The organism is Alphaproteobacteria bacterium (genome assembly GCA_035625915.1).
Taxonomy (GTDB): Bacteria; Pseudomonadota; Alphaproteobacteria; order JACZXZ01; family JACZXZ01; genus DATDHA01.
The window spans coordinates 1-19,350 of sequence record DASPOR010000233.1 but is presented as its reverse complement, the minus strand read 5'-3'; the positions used below and the strand labels follow the sequence as shown (position 1 = coordinate 19,350).

Below are 19,350 nucleotides of genomic sequence, written 5' to 3'. Positions count from 1 at the left end.
CGGGTGAAGGAGTGGAAAATGGCACGACCTCCCAAAGTCGCGATCATTGGCGCTGGGATGGGGGGCTTGAGCGCGGCCCGCGCCCTCTCAATGAGAGGGTTTGAGGTCGCCGTGTTCGATCAGGCCGCGGAGCTGGTGGAGGTCGGCGCAGGCATCCAAGTATCGCCGAACGCCGTCAAGGTGCTACGCTCCCTTGGCTGCGAGAATGACCTGCAATTATATGGGTTCTTTCCGAACGCGATCGTCGGCCGAAGTTGGCGGACGGGCAAATCTGTTTTTCGGACTCCCCTGCGCGGCGCATGCGAGAGAATTTATGGCGCTCCGTATGTCCATGTCCATCGCGGCGATCTGCAGAAGCTCCTACTCCAAAGTGTTCCAGAAAACGTGATCCATCTCTCGGCGCGGTGCACCGGGGTTCGCAATGAGCGCACGGCTGCAATTGCCCGCTTCGCCGACGGGCGCGAGATAGAGGCGGATCTAATCGTTGGCGCGGATGGCATACGATCAATCGTCCGTCGCGATCTCTTCGGAGACGACGCCCCTCGATTCACCGGAAACATTTGCTGGCGGAGCGTCGTGCCTTTCGAGCGGCCGGATTTTGAGCTTGTGACGCCGGACACCTCAATCTGGTTTGGGCCGAACGGCCACGTCGTCACTTACTACGTGAAGGGCGGCAATGCCGTGAACATAGTCGCCTGTCTCGAAACTCGTGTGTGGCTCGAGGAATCTTGGAATTTGCGGAGCACCAAGAGCGAGCTGATGGCGGCTTATCCAGGATGGCATGACAAGCTCCAGATCCTGTTCCAGCAGGCGGATCAGGTGTTCAAATGGGGGCTCTTTGACCGCGATCCAATGGCGCGTTGGACAATCGGCCGCATCACGGTGCTCGGGGATGCCGCGCACCCCATGTTGCCCTATCTCTCGCAAGGTGCGGCAATGGCCATGGAGGACGGCCTTGTCCTGGCAAAGGTTCTCTCGGACACATCCGAGGTCGAGGTCGCATTGCGATGTTACGAGGCACTGCGCATCCCGCGTACGAGCCGGGTCCAGCTGGCGTCTCGTGCGCAGGGCAGAAAAAACCATCTGGTCTCGCCATGGGCTCGCCTTTACCGAGATGTCGGCTATCGACTTAGCAACCTGATCAATCCGCGGGGATCTGGCCTCAAGGCGGGCTGGGTGTACGAATATGACGCGGCGGTAACGTGAGCGTGTGTGTCGAATTCTCACTCGTTTTGATTGGGCTGTCCAAGACGAAGCTCAAATGACCAAGATATTTCGCGTCGGACAGGTCGCGTCGAGTTCGTAAAGGACGATCCGCATGGGCCGCCCTTGATCTCTTGTCGGCATCGCTGGCAACGGATTCACGCAGGCTTACATTCTGTCAGGTAATTGTAAGGTAATTAGCAATCGAGAAGGAAGTATTTTGTTGCAACTTGGCAAAACGGGACAATTCCCACTCGATAGGTGAGGATTCCGCTAATATGGTCTATCGGCAGGGATCAATGATCGGCAGGGACGGCAATATCGATAATCGGTCAAAATCTCGATGGTCGTTGGACCGGATGACCTAGGACGCGCGGTTGAGAGGGAGGCGAACACCAAATTCATGGATGGCTTATCGACTTGGCCATCGGTGGGAGTGCTTCGCCTTTGAGTTTTCAAATTCTCCAAGTTCGGACCGGTGGGACGCGGGCCGTGATTGTCGCTCTTTCAATTCGATGCAAGGAGGATGACGGCATCCGCAGATCGTGTTCCAAGCTACTCGCGCGCCGTGCGCTCACGGGACGGTCCGGGATGATTGTCTGGCCGAGGTTTGTGAGCGATTGCTTGGGAGAAGGATCGAGAGGTTCGCCGCATACGCCAATTTTGACACGGTGATCGAGTCCTTGTGGAGAACTGCGAATTGATGAAGAGGGTGAAAAAATTGGAGCACGCGGCTCCGAGAATGCATCGGAAATGAACAAAAAGAGGTCCGACCTTAGCCAATATCGCCGTTTCAAATCCAAGCCGGATCACCGCCCGGCTCGTGGAGCGACAGACTATAAATTCTTAGGAGATCGCCGAGATGCAACAATGATTTGCTTCAATTTTTTCAATGTCAGCTCGCCAAGACCATGTGGGCTTTCCCCCACGGCATCAATTGAACGTGTCCATTGCGCCCCTTCGACATGACCGCTGCATCCCCAGGGGAATCGCGACGGTCCTGGCCAACCGCGAAACTTGTGGCGCTTGTTGATTTTGCTACCGCCAGCCATGGCAGAGCAGTTGCCGTCCTCGTTCTCATCTCGTTGTTGACCTTTGTCCCCGGCATCTTTGAAGTTCCGCCCATTGACCGCGACGAGCCGCTCTTTGCCCAAATCAGCAAGCAGATGGTGGAGACCGGCGACTATGTCGACATTCGTTTCCAGAACGAGGATTTTTTCAAGAAGCCCGCTGGCATCAATTGGCTGCAGGCGGGTGTCGTCAAAACCGCCGTCCTCTTAGGATATCCAAGTGCATTGAGTGCGATCTGGTTATACCGAGTCCCTTCCGTCGTAGGCGCGATAGGTGCCGTGCTTTTGACATATTGGTCAGCGCTCGCCTTCGTGCCACGCCGACCTGCCGTGCTCGCTGGTCTCATGCTGGCGGTCTCTATTCTCATGGCCATCGAAGCCCGGCTTGCGAGAACGGATTCGATGCTGGTTCTGTCGACGACCGCGATCCTCGGTTCAATGGGGCGAATCTATTTGCGCGAGCTACATGCACGAGGAAGCGAAGCGAAGAGTTGGCTTCTTCCAGGAATTTTCTGGACCGCGCTCGCGGCCGGCGTGTTGCTGAAGGGACCTTTCATCGTATTGCTTGTCGCACTCGTAGCGGCAACGCTCGTCGTTTTTGACCGCTCGGCCCGCTGGCTGATCGCGTTCAAGCCATTGGCGGGCGTGGCATGGTTTATCGTTCTGGTGCTGCCTTGGGTTATCGCCATCGTCAGTCGGACCGGCACGGCCTTCTTTTCCGAATCGATTGGCCACGACATGTTGGGCAAGGTGGCGACCGGCCAGGAATCCCACGGCGCCCCGCCGGGATACTATTTACTCATGTTCCCCTTCGCATTTTGGCCCGGCTCGATTTTCGCCGCATTGGCGGCGCCACATGTGTATTCCAGCCGTCGCGAACCGGCGGTTCGCTTTCTGCTCGCGTGGCTCATTCCCGCCTGGATCGTTTTCGAAGCTGTACAAACGAAACTACCGCACTACGTGCTGCCGCTTTACCCAGCAATCGCAATCCTGGTCGCAAGCTGCATCGATTCGAACGTTCTGTCGCGGTCGCGCTGGTTGGTGGGCGGTACGTTCCTACTGTTCCTGATCCCGACGATTTTCACTGTTGTGGTGATTGGTGGCCTGATCGCGGTCACCGGTGATTTGGGATTGATGACATGGCCCTTTGCCGCAGCGGCTCTGGCATTCGCCTATTTCGCTTGGCGACACTACGAGACCGATGGCCCCGAGCGCGCGCTGTTGCGTGCGGCTGCCGCATACATCGTCGGCTCCGTGGCACTATTCGCAGTTGTCGTGCCCGCTCTCAAGCCGCTCTTTCCGAGCGCCACCTTGGCGCAGCTGTTGAGGGCTGCCGATTGTGCAAATCCAGTCGCGGCGGCCACCGGATTCCACGAGCCGAGTCTCGTATTTCTGCTTGGAACGCAGACGGTATTGACAAATGGCGCTGGCGTCGCTGACTTTCTACACGGTGGCGGCTGCCGGTTTGGGATCGTCGAGGCGCACGATGAGAATCGCTTCGTGGAGCGCGCCAATGCGATTGGATTGCGCTACGTACGCGAGGCGCAAATCGATGCGGTCAACATCAGTCATGGCCGCAGAATATCAATTTTCGTCTTCCGGCCGGGAATGTAGCGGCAAGCGCGACTAATCCGATAGCCTGCCAGCAAAAATTATGCGAGGCATCGTCGTGGCGGAATAGTGGCGCTGAGCGCCTGGTTAATACTCGACGGGATTGCAAAGTATCATGCTGAATCTGTCAATCGTCCTCCCTGTGTTTAACGAGGTCGATAACCTCCCGGCCTTGTGCAAGCAATTGACGGGAGCGCTTGAACCACTTGGCCATACGTGGGAGGCGGTCTTTGTCAATGACGGTTCGACCGACGGATCGGGCAATGTTCTCGATCAGATCGCGGCGGCCGATCCCCGATTCAAGGTCGTGGAATTTCGTCGCAACTTCGGACAGACGGCGGCGTTGATGGCAGGGATCGATCATTCAACGGGCGAGATCATCATAATGATGGATGCCGACCTGCAGAATGACCCTGCCGATATACCTCGTCTGCTCGATAAGCTCGACGAGGGATATGACGTCGTTTCGGGCTGGCGCCAGAACCGGCGCGACACCGAATGGGGCCGGCGGTCGCTGTCATCCATGGCCAATGTATTGATCTCCTGGATGACGGGCGTTCGGCTTCACGATTTGGGCTGCACTCTCAAGGCCTATCGCCGCTGGACCATCGAGAATGTACGCCTTTACGGCGAGATGCATCGCTACATCCCAGTCTATGCCACTTGGGAGGGTGCGCGACTCGCTGAGTTGCCCGTGACTCATCATCCCCGACGTCACGGCACATCGAAATACGGCCTATCTCGGATCCCCAGAGTGGTGCTTGATCTGATTATGCTATATTTCATCGATCGGGCGATGGATCGGCCGATGCAATTTTTTGGGGTACTCGGCTTGTACGCACTTGGGTTCGGTTTCCTCGCCGGTCTATATGCGTTGTGGTTGCGCTTTTTCGAGGGCACGTCATTCATTCAAACGCCCTTGCCGCTTCTCGTGGTGCTGCTAACCGTCACGGCACTTCTGTGCTTCTTTTTCGGTGTCATCGCCGAGATCGAGATGAGAACCTATTTTGAAAGTCGAGACAAGCGCGCATACATCGTGCGAAAGACGACGAATATCGAATGATTGCTTGGAGCATCTGCTGTGTGTGGCATTGTCGGTTTTCTCCGCGATTCGTCTAGTACCGCCGCCGATGACGCGGCAGTGCTTCGACGCATGCTCTCGCCGATTTCGCATCGCGGACCGGACGACAACGGCATTCACGTCGACGGAAAAATTGCGTTCGGGCATCTGCGCCTGGCCATCGTCGATCTATCGGGCGGCCATCAACCCCGTGTCGACGGGACGACGGGCGACGCGCTCGTTTTCAATGGTGAGATTTACGGGTTTGGCGCACTTGCCGCCGAGTTGATTGATGCGGGCGTCGACCTCGCCGACCGGTCCGATACGGAGGTGCTCTTTCGCCTGCTCCAGCGCGATGGCGTCGCGGCGACACTCGAGAAGATCGATGGCATGTTTGCCTTTGCCTATTACGAGGCGAGGACCGAATGCCTTTATCTTGCGCGCGACCGATTCGGCGAGAAGCCGCTCTATTATTCCGAGGGAGACGGCTCACTCATTTTCGGCTCCGAGCCGCGCGCCGTTCTCGCCCATCCGATGTGCCGGAACGCATCTGTCGATCTAGATGCGGTTGCCACATTTCTGACCTTTGAGTATCTGCCTGGCACGCGCTCATTGCGCCGTGGCCTACGCAAGCTGCTTCCCGGCAACGTACTGACGCATGTACAAGGCCGCTCGAAGATCCATAGCTACTGGCGTCCCGACCCGGACGAGTTCGGCGAGCGCGTGTCGCGGGAGACCGAAGTCCAGCGGCTCGATCGGCTCGAGGCAATTCTCGATACCACCGTCCGCGATCGCCTGATCGCCGACGTGCCGGTCGGCGTTTTCCTGTCGGGCGGTATCGATTCGTCACTTATCGCGGCGTTCGTCGCGCGCCATGCGCCTGGGCTAAGGGCCGTGACCGTCGCCATTCCCGGACCGAACTACGACGAGACACCGGCCGCGAAGGCGCTCGCACACAACCTCGAGCTTACCCACGAGGTCATCACACTTGACGAGGCCGCACTTCTCGATGCGTTCAATGTCGTTACCGCCAGAATGGACGAACCGCTGGCGGATCCCTCACTGCTGCCGACCTGGGCACTCTGCCGCGCAGCGCGGCGTCATGTGACCGTGGCACTTGACGGCAACGGCGCCGATGAGTTGTTTGCTGGCTACATCAATTTCAAGGCAAACCGCGCCGCGGGAGCGATTGCGATGATCCCGAGCTGGATCGGACGTGCAGGGCGTCGAGTGCTGGCCGCGTTTCCGCACAGTGCGTCCTATATGAGTGCGGATTTCCTGCTGCGGCAGTTGAGTCAAAGCTGTGGTCTCGTGCCGGCTCGGCAGTGGACAGCTTGCATGGCGCCCTTCGCTCCAGAGCAGTGGGGCCGTTTATGGCGCCCCGAAGCGCTCGATGCCGTGGCTGCAAGTCGTGCCGATGCTATCTCGGAGCGACTCGCCGAACGCGAACCGAGAACATGGTCCACCGCCGAGCTTCTCTACCTGTTCGCGACGACGTATCTACCGGAGGACATTCTCCAGAAAATCGATCGGGCGTCGATGTATGTCAGTCTTGAAGCACGCACGCCGTATCTCGGGCGCGCGTTTGCGGAATTTTCCCTGAGCCTCCCCTCGCGCGATAAGATCCGCGGGTTTGAGACGAAGTATCTGCTCAAAAAGCTGGCGCTGCGCCATTTGCCGCGTCAAATCGTCCAACGCAGGAAACATGGTTTTGCAATTCCGCTCGCAAGACTTCTGCGTGGTCCGCTTAAAGAGGCCGTCGGAAGCGTGATTCTCGACAATTTCTCGCCGCTCCGCGATTGGTTTTCTCGTGATAGCATGGAACGGCTTTGGACCGATCATCAAAAGGGCGTTCGCAATCATCGCAAGGAGATCTGGACGCTGTATTGCCTTGCGACGGCAGTTGAAAATACGCGCGCGCGGGTGGATGAATATCAATGCATGTCCCAATTGCCAAGCATGTCGCCACTCCGGGATAGGTCGGTACCGATTGATTTCGACGCACGGGTCAGACACGGTACGATTTGATATATTGCGGGCGGCGGCGAGCAGGGTCATGTTGCCGATAGCACGGTGACCCCCACGCTGACTGGAAACACTGATTCGATCGAGCGCGGAAAATCGTGCAATGCCCTTGTCGCAAGAAGGGGCCGGCTTGGACTGTTCAACGACAGGGTGGCGAAAGCGCCAACGAACGTTGAAACAGCAAAAACAGGGAACCGACTCCAACGGACGCGAACATGCGATCGCGCGGTGGAATCTCATTATCGTCGGCGTCACCGTTGGCGCTATGTATTTGGCGCTGGCATTTGGGCTCGATGAGGAGATGGTCGTCGGGTTCGGACTTACGGTGATTATACTTTACAATGGAATGATGCTTCTGAGCGGCGGTCGGGGTCTCAAGACGTCTTTCGACCGCAATAGGAAGGAACAGAGGGCCGCAGTCTCAAAGTCGGACAACTCTCGACGCTGAGATGGGACTATCGTTGCTGCGACGAGAATTTCTCGCCGGAATAATGCTCCGCGCTCATATCCTCTCTCCGATGGATGCATTTTTCCGGTTTCGCACGAAGCAACGGGCAATCCGGACCATTCGCGGCATGAACGTCGGACGGAGCAGACGCTCGTCGTAACAGCTCATTCGTCGCTCATTTTCCTCGAGGCAAGTCTTCATCAGACCAGCAAGGTCGATTTCGATGCCCATCGACTCGTGTCCGGTCATGGTGAAGTTGTCGCCACCACCGACATCGCGTGCGGTCTCGATCCGCTCGAGAATGAGACGGAGGAATACGGAGAGCCGGCGCACATCGAAAATCGCTCTCCTCAATAGGGACAGATTCCTGCGATGCCAGCGGACCCAGTTTGTGAAGAACAAGATGTGACGGCACTCCTCCTGCATTACGGGCTCAAACATCGCAACCAGGGACATCGGGAAGAAACCTGACCGTTTAGCGAGTTCGAACAGACCGAAAGCGAAGAAGCTGTCCACGCACTCGCTGTAACCCATCAGCATGAAAGCCCACTCCGCGTCGCGCGGCTTGATGTACGGAGGCTCCGCCGCAAGCTCGATGCCATATGCCGCGACCATGTGGGAAAGGACCTCCTTGTGCCTCCCTTCCTCAAAGCCATTGAGCGTTATGGCCTCCTTGAGCAGCGGATCGGTGACGTGCTCCGCATAGCTGAGCACCCGCATCTTGGCCCTGCCCTCGGTCTGCACGGCAATGTCCCAGATCGGGAGGCTGATGAGTCGATTACGCTCACCTTCGGTGAGGGCTGGCCAATTCATCGAAGTCGGCTTGTAAGGATCGTGTGTGTCGAGCAGCATGCGGCAGAAAAGGCGCTTGTGCGCCTCACTGCCGACACGTACCGGTCCATCCTCACCACCGTGCCAAATGACGGCAGCTCGATCGAGTTTCCCCACCCAAACATTGTTCATGTCGTCATTTCCCTAGGGTCTGCGCTGCTCCATCCGTGCTGCGATGTATGGGATATCTAATTCGTCCGGGTGGGCTGGGCGACTATCTTCACTTGGTCTATCCAGACCTGATCGATTAATACCTGCGAAAAAAGATATCGCCCCACCATGGCGCAAAGGCCAAGCCGCGATTCGCGCGCACCCGCCACTGGATAGTACCTAATGGCGATCAAACAAGGCCCCCCGCAATGATGCACAAAGGCATCTGCTCAAGATACAGCTATTTGATGCATGTCAAACTATATGGCCCGCCATCGACGTAACGCTTTTTTTCTGCGGCGTTTCGCGAGAATGGATTGACGCGAGGGGCTCTCGGCTCCTTCCTTGTGTTCACGCGGTGGACGTATGCTACCGCCTCGATTATGCGCGCATCTTTCACCATTTTTTGGGCGCTGTTCCAACTGGTTCGAAGGTTCCGGAGCTGTCTTGCATTGAACGCATTGGAGCGATGCTTACATGGCACAGCATGGTCATCGAAGGGCCAAATAGGCGCCGACAATCCAGCGTAAGGACAGCCCATAGGTTCGGCGAGCGCGCGTGAAGACGGGGGCGTCGATTGGCGGGGCAATTTCGGTCCTCAGGGCCGAACACGGCGCAGTCTGATATCTTAGACAACGTCGAGATGGAATTCACAATAAATTCAATATGTTGATCGTGAGGCTTTGAATCCGAGTTTCGATCACATTCTTGCACCTGGATGCAGCAAATTTCGGATCCGCCACATGAGTAGGTTACCGCCGGATCGTCGCAGGTCTGCATATGCGACGGTTTGCCGCCACCGTGCATTTAGCGAAGCCTCGAGTGGCTTTGTCAGCGCGGCACTGTTGTCTATGCATCTGTGAGCCAGATTCGCACGTCGGCGATCTAAGCCTTAAGTTAATTGTAGTCGGTCGAGATCATGCAACAGACCTTTAGGTCAACAACGACGGTAAATTACGATAAGCTGACGGGTGGGATTTCAAATGCGGGGGACGCGTGAAGCGAAGAAGCGTGAAGCAGGTTGGCGGCGGACACACGGAAGTCCATAAGACCGGCCAACGAGTCCTTGGCGATGCGGTGAGCCGGCGACTGTGGCCTTTGGAGAGCGAGGCGCTCTGCGCGCGCGCTGAGCGGCGTACCGGCTTGACGGATTTTGGCGATCCGCCCGTCGAGGCGGCACTCTCAGTTCTCGCGACGAGCCTTGAGAACGAAGCTGATCTCCACCCGCTTGGCCGATTTCTCATGCACGGACACCTGTCGGAGCTTCTGGAAATGCGCCTCCGTTTGGCCGCAGCATGGCGGGCGCGGTTGAGTAGTTTGGAGGCGTCTCCGATCCGGCGGCCAGTCTTCATCACCGGCATGCCACGTAGCGGCTCCACATTCCTGCATGAACTTTTGTCGCAGGACCCGGACAGCCGCAGCCCCAAGGTCTGGGAGATAATGTTTCCGCTCCCGGCCCCGGAAGCGGGAGGTGCGTACCGTGATTCGCGAATGCACCGTGCAAACGCGCGGTTATGGTGGTTTCGGCGGCTGGCGCCGCGCGCGGATGAGGTTCATCCCATGCGCGCCGGCACGCCGCACGAATGCACGGCAATCCACAGTTTCACGTTCCTGTCCGAAGCCTTCATTTCGACCTGCCGAATCCCGAGCTACGAGCGATTTCTGCGCTCGGGAAAACTCGGGCCTGCCTACCTCTGGCAGCGACGGTTCCTCCAGCACTTGCAATCGCGCCAACCGACCAAGCGCTGGGTGCTGAAGTCGCCGGACCATCTTTATGCGTTGGACGAGTTATTCGCAGTGTTCCCCGATGCGGTGATCGTTTACATTCAGCGCGATCCCCTTGAGGTGTTGAGATCGTCGCTGCAGCTCACCGGCGTGCTATCAGGACTCTTTGGGCGGCTGGGGGATCTTGACGAACTTCGCGACCGGGAAGCCCGGGAACTAGCCGAGCGGATGAGTCGCGCCATGCGCTTTCGGGATCGTCACCCCGAACTGGCCGGCCACTTCATCGACCTCGATTATTCCGCGCTGGTGGCCGACCCGATGCAGGCCGTTTCCCGGATTTATCAATCCTTGGACTGCGCGCCGAGCCAACCAGCCCTGGAGCAGATGCGCCACCTGACGGGAACGCGATCCAAATATCGCCGCCGTCGCAATGCGAGCTTGAGCGATTTGGGACTGGACGCAGCGGAAGTACACCGCTTCCGGAATTACTGCCTGCAGTTCGGCATCCCGCTGCCATCGAGCTGAACCGAGCCGGAATACGCTTGTTCTATCGGTAGGGAAAAGTGAGGTTGCACTACGTGCCGCGTCAGCAGGGCGGCGAATACGAGATCATCGACATCTTTGCCAAGAGGGCAATTTCCGTCCTTGTGGAAAGGCGCTCGGATCACCCGGCGTCTGCGCAGAACTGAACGCAGATCACAAGGGACCCGACAATCAACAGCGTATGAGCGTTGCGGCCAGTTGAGCGCATGTCTGCGCGGCCGTGCTATGCTCCGATTATTGCAAGATCGTAGAAATTTGTCAGTTTGCGCCGTGCTCCATCCTGGATACCGTGATTGTATCAGTCTGCGATTGCTCCCCGGGGTGAGTCGGTACATCCATGGCCACGCCGGCAGAGATCACCACCAATACCGCCAAGATCACAATCATAGCAGCCTCCATTCACGCAACAGCAACATGCCTGGCGATCTGCGTGTTGCTCAAAATCCATTATCACAGAAATGGTCGACTAATTGTGACTTAGATCAAAGGCACGAAAATGTGGCGCAAAATTGCCCGGCGATAATGTAAGGCGGTTCAAGGGCGCGCGGCGACCGCTGACCGCCGCGACTAGCGCGCACCCAAATCATCAACGTCCTGGAATTTGACCCATATCATTGTCGGGAGGATATTGCACGGGCACTCAGAAATTTATCCCACAGCCCCAGGGGCTGGGTGCACCTCGTGATCGCTTCATAGAGGAGTGCGTCGCCATGAGATCGAACACGCCAAATTCGAGGACTTGGGTTAGAACAACGATTGTCATCATAGTTGGCGCAGTGGCCCTTTCGGCCTGCGCGTCCAAATCAGAATACGACGCACTGCTGGCGGAAAACCAGCAGCTCAAGGCCCAGCTCGCGCAATCCCAGGCTCAGCAGAATTTTGTCGAAGCTGGGGACACTTTGTTTCCGCCGGGGGGCTACCAACTCACTTCTGCGGGACAAACCGAACTGAAAAAGAATATCGTGCCTCGACTGAAGGCCTTTAAAGACGTCAAGATCGTGGTCTATGGCTATACCGACAATACACCGATCGGGGCGCAGTTACAGCAGGCGGGCATCCCCGACAATCTCGTTTTGTCCACACGGCGCGCGTCAACCGTTGCAAATTTTTTGGTGTCCCAAGGGATCGATGCGAATATTGTCTCGGCCAAAGGCTTCGGAGATACGCATCCGATTGCGACCAACGATACGCCGGAGGGTCGGGCGCAGAATCGCCGCATCGTGATCACCGTGCAAGGTCCCGGTGCTGCGGAATCGTGATCGCTGAAGTAGCTTGACTGGGATAACAAGGCCGGGATCAGGGTTAGCCGCTGGTCTCAACGCTTTGCTTTCGCCTTTGACACGTACAGATGCTCGAAGCATCTTTGCAGTGCGAAGAGCAAGCGGGCACCCGCGCGCAGGGCGGCGATGCCGGCTCAGGCGAGTGTGGCGAATCCGAAATTCGCCGCATCTGGGTGCGGGACCCTGAGCGAATTTCGGATTAAAGGCCACATGAGGGCGCATTCGCATTGCCCGAGAAATCGGCCCAAATTCGGGGAAACAGCCTATGGCCGAGCTCAAACAAGACTTGTCTCGGATAACGCTCGCGGTGCTGTTCATCGCAGTACTGATCGGCGCGTCGTTATGGATGCTGCGGCCATTTCTTCCGGCGACCATCTGGGCCGCAACGTTGGTGATCGCGACTTGGCCGATCATGCGACGGGCAGAGGCGCGTTTGTGGAACAGCCGGGCGCTCGCCGTGACAATAATGACGCTTACACTGCTGTTGCTATTCGTTGTGCCTTTCTGGCTTGCGATCGCCACAATCGTACATAACGCCAGTCAAATTGCCGAGTGGCTGGGAGCGATTTCCACGATGGAAATGCCTCCCCCGCCTAGCTGGCTCACCAACATCCCCTGGGTCGGCTCCGCGATCGCCCAGGGCTGGCGGGACCTCGACGATCTCGGTACGCAAGAGTTGCTGAAGAAGGCCACGCCCTATGCCGGTGCCGTTACGGGGTGGTTGATCTCGGCCGTTGGTGGCTTGGGATTGCTTCTAGTCGAGTTCCTGTTGACAGTGGCGATCGCGGCTATCATGTATGCGCGCGGCGAGCAAGTCGCTGCAGCATGCCTGCGCTTCGGGCGGCGACTTGCCGGCGAGCGCGGCGTTCAATCGGCTCGAATGGGTGCTCAAGCTATTCGCGGCGTGGCCCTCGGTGTCGTCGTTACGGCATTGGCACAGTCGGTCGTCGCCGGCATCGGCCTGGTCGTCGCCGGCGTGCCGTTCGCCGCGATCCTCATCGCTCTCGTTTTCCTTTTGTGCATTGCGCAGCTCGGGCCCGGCCTAGTGCTGATCCCAGCGATCATTTGGATGTATGCCACGCAGGACCCCGTCTGGGCGACGGTGTTGCTCATATTCAGCATACTCGCGGTAACACTCGACAACGTCCTGCGTCCCGTGTTGATTCAAAGAGGCGCCAATCTACCGCTGCTGCTCGTTCTCGTCGGCGTCATCGGCGGCCTGATCGCCTTCGGGCTCATCGGCCTTTTCGTTGGGCCGACGATCCTCGCGGTCGGTTACACGTTGTTGCGAGCATGGGTTGACGAGGTTGATGCGGTGCAAGCGGACTAAGGTGTTGCCAGCAAATTCTGGCGCATTAGGCGCTTTCCGTCACGGCGAAATCGGGCCGATCGAATTCTCATCTCCCGTTTCGCCATGTGCGAATTTTGCTGCGAAGTATCGACATCGCTGCGCAAATTAACCGCTCAGAGCTTGCGCACTGGGAACGACAGCCCTTGTGTGGGATTCGGATTTGAAGCTCCTAGACGCGGGTGCCACCAAAGTGACGGGACTTTCAAATCCACCACACTAATCCTCATCGGTGGGCGCGTCAGTCTGGCCGAATTCCCGTCGATAGGCTTTCAGTGCTTCACGGAGGGTTGGAAAGATTCGTTCCTCATGTTCGGGGCGATAGAGGCCCGTTTCGCGCAGGAAATTGAGGAATTCGGTCTTGCGTCCCGCCAGAACGAGGGTTGTTCCACGCGCTCTGAGCGTCTGCGACAAATCCTGCAGTGCAAGGAGCCCTGTAATGTCGAACTCGCTGATCGGAATCGCGTCGATGACGATCCACCGCAGCTCTGGACCTGCGGCCTCGGCCGTAGCCAGGACACGCCGCTTGAAATAGTCAGAATTGAAGAAGATTACGGGCGCGTCGAAACGATAAAGGGCCAAGCCGGGAAATGTCCTGGCACCCGGGTGTCGATCGGTTGAATGGAAACCGGGCAGGTCATCCACCTTTCCAAGAACTTCGTCTCGGGGCCTTGCGATCCGCCTTACGAAGCGCATCAGTGCCAGCGAGACGGCAAGCAGAATGGCGTTGATGGGGCCAACCGTAACCACGCCAAGCGTCGTGATCACGGACAATGCGACCTCGCCGCGATCGACTTTCCAGATTTCGCGGAGCGTTTTCAGGTCGAACAGCGCGAACGAGGAAAACACCAGCACAGCACCAAGTGCGGCAATTGGGACGTACCCCAACGGACCAGTCAAAAACAGTAATACCATCGCAATCGCCACTGCGGCTAACAGTCCCGTCATTTGCGTGCGGCCGCCTGCCGAGTACGCCATGGCGGTACGCGAATCGGCACCGGTGACGGCGAAACCTTGGGATATTGCGGAGGCGAGGTTGGCAGCGCCGAGGGCGGCAAACTCCTGATCGACATCGATCGCGTAGCCACCTTTCGATGCGAAGCTACGGGCGGTCAACATGCCGCTCGTAAATAATATCAGGGCCAGCCCCGCAGCTCTGGCGACCAAAGAGGGCATGTCCTCAATCGGAAACGCAGGCCAATGAAGCGATGGTAGTCCGGCCGCAATCAACCCCAGCGTTGCGACACCCTGTTCGTCTAGATTCAGCAGCGCCGCCACCGCAGCAGCGACGGCCAACACAATCAGCGCTGCCGGCCAGCGTTGCAGAAATCGCCTTGACACAAGCAAAAGCACAATACTGCCCAGCCCGACCGCTAATGTTGGGCCGTGGGTTTGCCGGAGCTTGGCGACGAATTCGAGCAGGCGGCGAGCTATTCCTTCGGCCTCGATGGAAAAACCAAATAGCCTGCCGAGCTGCCCCAACAGAATGCTGATCGCGATACCGTTCAAAAAACCAACGAGGATCGGCTTGGATAGAAAGTCCGCCATGGCGCCCAATCGCAGGAAGCTGGCGGCGATGCAAATCGCGCCGCTTAAGAACGTCAATGTAATCGAGAGCGAGGCGTACATATCCGGATCGCCGGCAGCGAGCGGCGTCACCGCGGCGGCAATCATCGCGCAGACGGCCGCATCGGGGTTCACCATCAAATTTCGCGATGTGCCGAAGATGGCATAAGCCGCCAGCGGCAAGATGCTCGAGTAGAGGCCCACGACCGGATTGAACCCGGCAAGCTCCGCATACGCCATGGCGACAGGCAACGCCACCGCCGCTACCGAAATGCCGGCCACGAGATCATGGCGAAAGTCGTCCGCGAACCGGTAGCGAAGAAGTGCAGCTAATCCAGGCGCCACGCGCGCCAAGCGCTCCGATGCAGTCGATCCAAGGGACATGTGTAAGCAGGCCCTCGCGTTACCCCTCGGTTGTTGTCTAGGAACCACCATACGATGGCAACCCACTCGCAGGAAGGGCATGTGATCTCCCGATTCAGTGCGGTCGATTCCCGGCAGCGACGGAGACATGGGTCATCGAAGCGTCGCACCGCGTGCGAGTTTGTAAAGCCATAGCTGTTGCGCGATGCCGCTCTTTGATATTTCCTGAGCGCGCCGGGAGTTCCGTGTGGCTGGCCGTTTGCAACTTATACTTGCGCTTTTCCTGTGCCACTCGATAAATCGTATCGTATCAAGGTCGATCGAAGGGGTGCGCCGAATTTGACCCAAGTCATAGGTGTGATTTCTCGATAAAATACGTTTAATACAGAAACTGCGATTTGTCGGGGCGCCGCTTTTCAGGGCGATGGGTGCATCTTTCCAGCATCGGCGGTGGGGGGATGGTAGACAAACGCGATCGAAGGACTGCGAGGGACACCATGAGCGACTTTTTACGACCTGAGGACCTCACGAAGATCACCACCGACGTGGAAATGACCAAGGCCCGCAAGGAAATGGACTCCGCGCATAAAAAGGAAGAAGAGGCGAAGGTCCTCCACGACATGTTCATGACGCGCGAGATTCAGCCGCAAGCAAAGGACCGCATCAACAATGCGGTGCGGCGCGCCGCCTCCAACGGCCTGCGGGAAGTCGAAATCTTCACTTTCCCGGCGAGCTTCACCAACGACGGGGGCCGGCGGATCAACAACAACGAACCGGATTGGCCGGCTTCCCTCGATGGATTTGCCAAGAAGGCATACGATTATTACGAGAAGGAGCTCCGGCCACTCGGATACAAGCTGCAGGTTCGCGTTTTGAACTATCCTGGCGGGATGATCGGCGAGATCGGGGTGTACCTCTGCTGGTAGGTAGGATTTTCTGCCTTGGCACCGTCGTTCTGACGGTGCCGGCACCTGACGGTCATTGATTTCGGCTGCAGCACTCCTCGGCGACCTCGCGGGATTCCGAAGCGAACGCCGGCCGCCCTGCGAAAACTTCAAAAGAACTCAAGACCGCTTAACATTTCAGCCGGGATATGGGGAGGCGAGGACATGGCTAACAAGACGAAGAAGGCGGCCAAGGCGAAGGAAAGCCACGGCAATAAGCCGAAGATGAAGAACAAGGAGTACAACAAGGAGTTGCACAAGCTGCAAACCGAACTTTGCAAGCTCCAGAACTGGGTGAAATACAAGGGTCTGCGCATCATGGTCGTGTTCGAGGGGCGCGATGCCGCGGGCAAGGGTGGCATCATCAAGGCCATCATGGAGCGGGTGAGTCCGCGCATCTTCCGATCCGTAGCACTGCCAGCACCCTCGGACCGTGAAAAATCTCAAATGTACATGCAGCGCTATGTGCCGCACTTTCCCGCGGCCGGCGAGCTCGTGATCTTCGATCGGAGCTGGTACAACCGCGCCGGCGTGGAGCATGTCATGGGGTTTTGCTCCGAGGAGGAATACGAACGCTTCCTCATGCTATGCCCGATGCTCGAGCGCTTCGTCGTGGGGGGCGGCATCAAGCTTATCAAGTTTTGGCTCGAGGTCGGCCAGGAGGAGCAAGCACGGCGGTTCGAGGCCCGCATCGACGATCCGCTGCGGCAATGGAAATTGAGTCCGATGGACGTCGAGTCGTGGACGCGCTGGTTCGATTACTCGCGCGCACGCGATGCGATGTTGAAGCAGACGGACACGGATATTGCGCCCTGGTACATCGTGCGCTCCGATGACAAGAAGAGGGCGCGATTGAACTGCATTTCGCAGCTACTGAAGCTCATTCCCTATGAGGACGTGCCGCGCGACAAGGTAAAGCTCCCCAAGCGCTCCAAGAAGGGGAAATACGACGATCAGGAAAGTCTTGAAGGGCGTACATTCGTGCCGGAACTCTTCTGAGCCACAGGCGCGTTCGGCCCGCATCAAATGCAATATGCGAGACAATATCGCTTAGCGCAGGAATCTCCGCTCGGCCTCGCGGATGCCGTCCATTCCTTGGAGTCGAAAAATCTCCTCAACCGACGCGATCTCCCGATCGGCATTATGAATGCCTCGATCCGCGACGATTCTGGTGAAAACACTTTTCATCGCCGCGACGGACGCCCGGATCGCATGATTGCCGTAGATGACCATCTTGATCTTTCCAAGGGCACGGATGCGGGCCTCGGTTAATTCGGGATAGGCCGTCGGCACAATCGCAATCGGCAGTTTTCCGTTCCATGCGTGCGCGAAGCTTTCGATCTCCGCTGATGATTTTTGCTTGGAGTGAACGAGGATCATATCCGCCCCCGCTTCCTCGTAGGCCGCAGCACGCCTTAGCGCTTCGGCCGTTCCAAGGTTCGCTATCAAGGCTTCGGTGCGCGCGATAATCAAAAAATCGACGCTAAAACGCGTCGCGACTGCAGCTGCGATTTTTCCCTGGAACTCTTCTGTTCGGATCAGTTCCTGCCGCCCGCCCTCAACGAGGCTTGTGACCTTGGGAAAGCTCTTGTCCTCGATGACGACGCCGGCCGCACCCGCACGCTCGTAGCGCGCGACTGTATGAATGACGTTGATCGCATTGCCAAAGCCGGTGTCGATGTCCGCTACGACGGGAAGGTTTGTGCACTCGGCGATGGCGCGCGTCATCTCGAGATGCTGACTCATGGTGACCAGACTCACGTCGGCGAGCCCATAAAGTGCCGCAAGCTCGAATCCGGAAGCCCACAGACCGTCGAATCCCGCCTCTTCGGCAAGGCGTGCGGAGAGTGGGCTGTGCGAAGCCATGATTCGTGCAAGGCCATTGTCGTCGAACTTTTCGCGAAGGGTCTTGCTGGTGCTCATGCGGACTGTCCTTTGCAGAAGGTGCCGCGCGCGTGGCGGCGCGGATGGACATCCTATCAAATTGGATGCGCAATCGGGTTGGAGACATACGGACGACCCGGGCGCTGGAATATCTGCCTCGGCTTGGTACAGGCTACTTACTGCTGGGTCGTTGCAGCCGTTTGCGTCGAATTGGCGTTCGCGCCGATGCTGGCGTCCAGCCGATCCGGGTCGGGAAGTTGCCCCGAATCCCAACCGCCACCAAGTGCTTGAATGAGGCTGACGCTCGCGTCCAGACGATTTTGCAATATTCCAACGGCCGTTTCCTCGTCGCTCAGTGCATTGGTCTGGGCGGTGATCACGGCGGTATAATCGACGGTGCCGGCCTTATACTGCTCAAGCGTGAGCTGCACGGCAATCTCCGCGTCGCGAACGGCAAGCGCTTGGACTTCAGCCTGCTGGGCAAGGATGCGAATTGCCGCGAGCTCGTCCTCGACCTGCTGGAATGCCGAAAGCACCGTCTGGCGGTAGGTCGCGACGTTCTGGTCGTAGACTGCGCGCGCTTGATCCACCTGGGCGCCGCGCAGGCCTGCGTCGAAGACCGTTTCGCTCAACTGCCCGCCAAAAGACCATATGCTGTTCGACGCCTGAAGAAGATTGCTGAGCATGTTGCTGCTGAACCCGCCCGAAGCGGAGAGCGTGAGATCCGGATAATAGGCGGCGATCGCGACCCCGACCAGCGCATTCGCTGCAGCGGCCTGACGTTCGGCCGCCGCGATATCCGGCCGTCGCTCGAGGAGCGTCGAAGGAACGCCGGCGGGAATCACGGGCAACTCAGTCGTGAGCCGCACGGGCTCTATCGAAAAATCGGATGGCGCCTTGCCGATCAGCACCGCGATGGCGTGCTCGAACTGAGCGCGCTGCACGCCGACGTTGATCGCCTGGGATTGGGTCGACTCGAGCAGGGCTTGGGCTTGAAGGATGTCGGTTCTGGCAGCGGTACCCGACGCGAACCTGTCTTTGGTGATCTGCAGGGACTTCGTGAAGGCGACGACGGTGTCGTCGAGAAGGTGTTTCAATTCGTCGGCGGATCGCAGATTGTAATAATTTGTCGCAAGCGTCGCCTGGGCGGACAGCCGCGCAGAAGCGAGATCCGCGGCGCTTGCCTGAGCACTCGCGACGTCGCTTTCGATGGTGCGCCGAATGCGGCCCCAAAGGTCAACGTCCCAACTGGCCGACCCCGTCAGAAGGAACTGGTTCTGCACGATTTGCGCGCCGGCT

The 19,350-nt window shown here is 58.1% G+C and carries 13 protein-coding genes; 9 read left to right on the top strand and 4 right to left on the bottom strand.

The genetic code is table 11. The annotated features are described in order from the left end of the window. Positions 1 to 18: 18 nt before the first annotated feature. The 4 genes from VEJ16_18880 (at position 19) to asnB (ending at position 6,972) form a co-directional block, all read left to right on the top strand. Positions 19 to 1,206 (top strand): FAD-dependent monooxygenase, encoded by a 1,188-nt coding sequence (locus tag VEJ16_18880; protein HYB11729.1) that lies wholly within the window; start codon positions 19 to 21, stop codon positions 1,204 to 1,206. A 1,016-nt stretch (positions 1,207 to 2,222) separates the two neighbouring features. Continuing rightward, positions 2,223 to 3,887 carry a glycosyltransferase family 39 protein gene (locus tag VEJ16_18875; GenBank protein ID HYB11728.1) on the top strand — a complete coding sequence of 555 codons (1,665 nt, stop codon included), beginning with the start codon at positions 2,223 to 2,225 and terminating at the stop codon, positions 3,885 to 3,887. Between the two features lie 112 nt (positions 3,888 to 3,999). Beyond that, positions 4,000 to 4,947: a glycosyltransferase family 2 protein gene (locus VEJ16_18870; GenBank protein ID HYB11727.1), complete on the top strand. Its 948-nt coding sequence runs from the start codon at positions 4,000 to 4,002 to the stop codon at positions 4,945 to 4,947. Between the two features lie 18 nt (positions 4,948 to 4,965). Then, the gene (asnB, locus tag VEJ16_18865; protein ID HYB11726.1) at positions 4,966 to 6,972 is read left to right on the top strand and encodes an asparagine synthase (glutamine-hydrolyzing); all 2,007 of its coding nucleotides are present in this window, start codon (positions 4,966 to 4,968) and stop codon (positions 6,970 to 6,972) included. A gap of 499 nt (positions 6,973 to 7,471) precedes the next feature. On the opposite strand, the gene VEJ16_18860 is transcribed toward asnB, so the two are convergent. Beyond that, positions 7,472 to 8,380, bottom strand: coding sequence for a ferritin-like domain-containing protein (locus VEJ16_18860; protein ID HYB11725.1), 909 nt, complete (start codon positions 8,378 to 8,380; stop codon positions 7,472 to 7,474). 1,260 nt (positions 8,381 to 9,640) lie between these two features. On the opposite strand from VEJ16_18860, the gene VEJ16_18855 reads away from it, so the two are divergent. The 3 genes from VEJ16_18855 (at position 9,641) to ydiK (ending at position 13,276) form a co-directional block, all read left to right on the top strand. Further along, positions 9,641 to 10,648 carry a sulfotransferase gene (locus tag VEJ16_18855; protein ID HYB11724.1) on the top strand — a complete coding sequence of 336 codons (1,008 nt, stop codon included), beginning with the start codon at positions 9,641 to 9,643 and terminating at the stop codon, positions 10,646 to 10,648. 728 nt (positions 10,649 to 11,376) lie between these two features. After that, positions 11,377 to 11,925 carry an OmpA family protein gene (locus VEJ16_18850; protein HYB11723.1) on the top strand — a complete coding sequence of 183 codons (549 nt, stop codon included), beginning with the start codon at positions 11,377 to 11,379 and terminating at the stop codon, positions 11,923 to 11,925. Positions 11,926 to 12,211: 286 nt separating this feature from the next. Beyond that, complete coding sequence (gene ydiK, locus VEJ16_18845) at positions 12,212 to 13,276, top strand: AI-2E family transporter YdiK (GenBank protein HYB11722.1); 1,065 nt, start codon at positions 12,212 to 12,214, stop codon at positions 13,274 to 13,276. A 237-nt stretch (positions 13,277 to 13,513) separates the two neighbouring features. Here the strand turns inward: ydiK and VEJ16_18840 are convergent, their stop codons facing one another. Then, complete coding sequence (locus VEJ16_18840; protein ID HYB11721.1) at positions 13,514 to 15,205, bottom strand: SulP family inorganic anion transporter; 1,692 nt, start codon at positions 15,203 to 15,205, stop codon at positions 13,514 to 13,516. 515 nt (positions 15,206 to 15,720) lie between these two features. Between VEJ16_18840 and VEJ16_18835 the strand changes: the two genes are divergently transcribed. Both VEJ16_18835 and ppk2 read left to right on the top strand, forming a co-directional pair. Next, positions 15,721 to 16,149: a hypothetical protein gene (locus tag VEJ16_18835; protein ID HYB11720.1), complete on the top strand. Its 429-nt coding sequence runs from the start codon at positions 15,721 to 15,723 to the stop codon at positions 16,147 to 16,149. A gap of 183 nt (positions 16,150 to 16,332) precedes the next feature. After that, positions 16,333 to 17,166: a polyphosphate kinase 2 gene (ppk2, locus tag VEJ16_18830; protein HYB11719.1), complete on the top strand. Its 834-nt coding sequence runs from the start codon at positions 16,333 to 16,335 to the stop codon at positions 17,164 to 17,166. Between the two features lie 51 nt (positions 17,167 to 17,217). Here the strand turns inward: ppk2 and VEJ16_18825 are convergent, their stop codons facing one another. Together VEJ16_18825 and VEJ16_18820 are read right to left on the bottom strand one after the other, a co-directional pair. Then, entirely contained in the window at positions 17,218 to 18,090 is an 873-nt protein-coding gene (locus VEJ16_18825) for a phosphonopyruvate hydrolase (protein ID HYB11718.1), read from the bottom strand. Between the two features lie 137 nt (positions 18,091 to 18,227). Next, on the bottom strand, positions 18,228 to 19,350 hold a 1,123-nt coding region (locus tag VEJ16_18820), incomplete at its 5' end, for an efflux transporter outer membrane subunit (GenBank protein HYB11717.1).

What these genes read in the sequence shown, in the direction of transcription:
- VEJ16_18880 (HYB11729.1), top strand. Translation starts at nt 19, where the DNA reads ATGGCACGACCTCCCAAAGTCGCGATCATTGGCGCTGGGATGGGGGGC.
- VEJ16_18870 (HYB11727.1), top strand. Translation starts at nt 4,000, where the DNA reads ATGCTGAATCTGTCAATCGTCCTCCCTGTGTTTAACGAGGTCGATAAC.
- VEJ16_18860 (HYB11725.1), bottom strand. Translation starts at nt 8,380, where the DNA reads ATGAACAATGTTTGGGTGGGGAAACTCGATCGAGCTGCCGTCATTTGG.
- VEJ16_18855 (HYB11724.1), top strand. Translation starts at nt 9,641, where the DNA reads ATGCACGGACACCTGTCGGAGCTTCTGGAAATGCGCCTCCGTTTGGCC.
- VEJ16_18850 (HYB11723.1), top strand. Translation starts at nt 11,377, where the DNA reads ATGAGATCGAACACGCCAAATTCGAGGACTTGGGTTAGAACAACGATT.
- ydiK (HYB11722.1), top strand. Translation starts at nt 12,212, where the DNA reads ATGGCCGAGCTCAAACAAGACTTGTCTCGGATAACGCTCGCGGTGCTG.
- VEJ16_18835 (HYB11720.1), top strand. Translation starts at nt 15,721, where the DNA reads ATGAGCGACTTTTTACGACCTGAGGACCTCACGAAGATCACCACCGAC.
- ppk2 (HYB11719.1), top strand. Translation starts at nt 16,333, where the DNA reads ATGGCTAACAAGACGAAGAAGGCGGCCAAGGCGAAGGAAAGCCACGGC.
- VEJ16_18825 (HYB11718.1), bottom strand. Translation starts at nt 18,090, where the DNA reads ATGAGCACCAGCAAGACCCTTCGCGAAAAGTTCGACGACAATGGCCTT.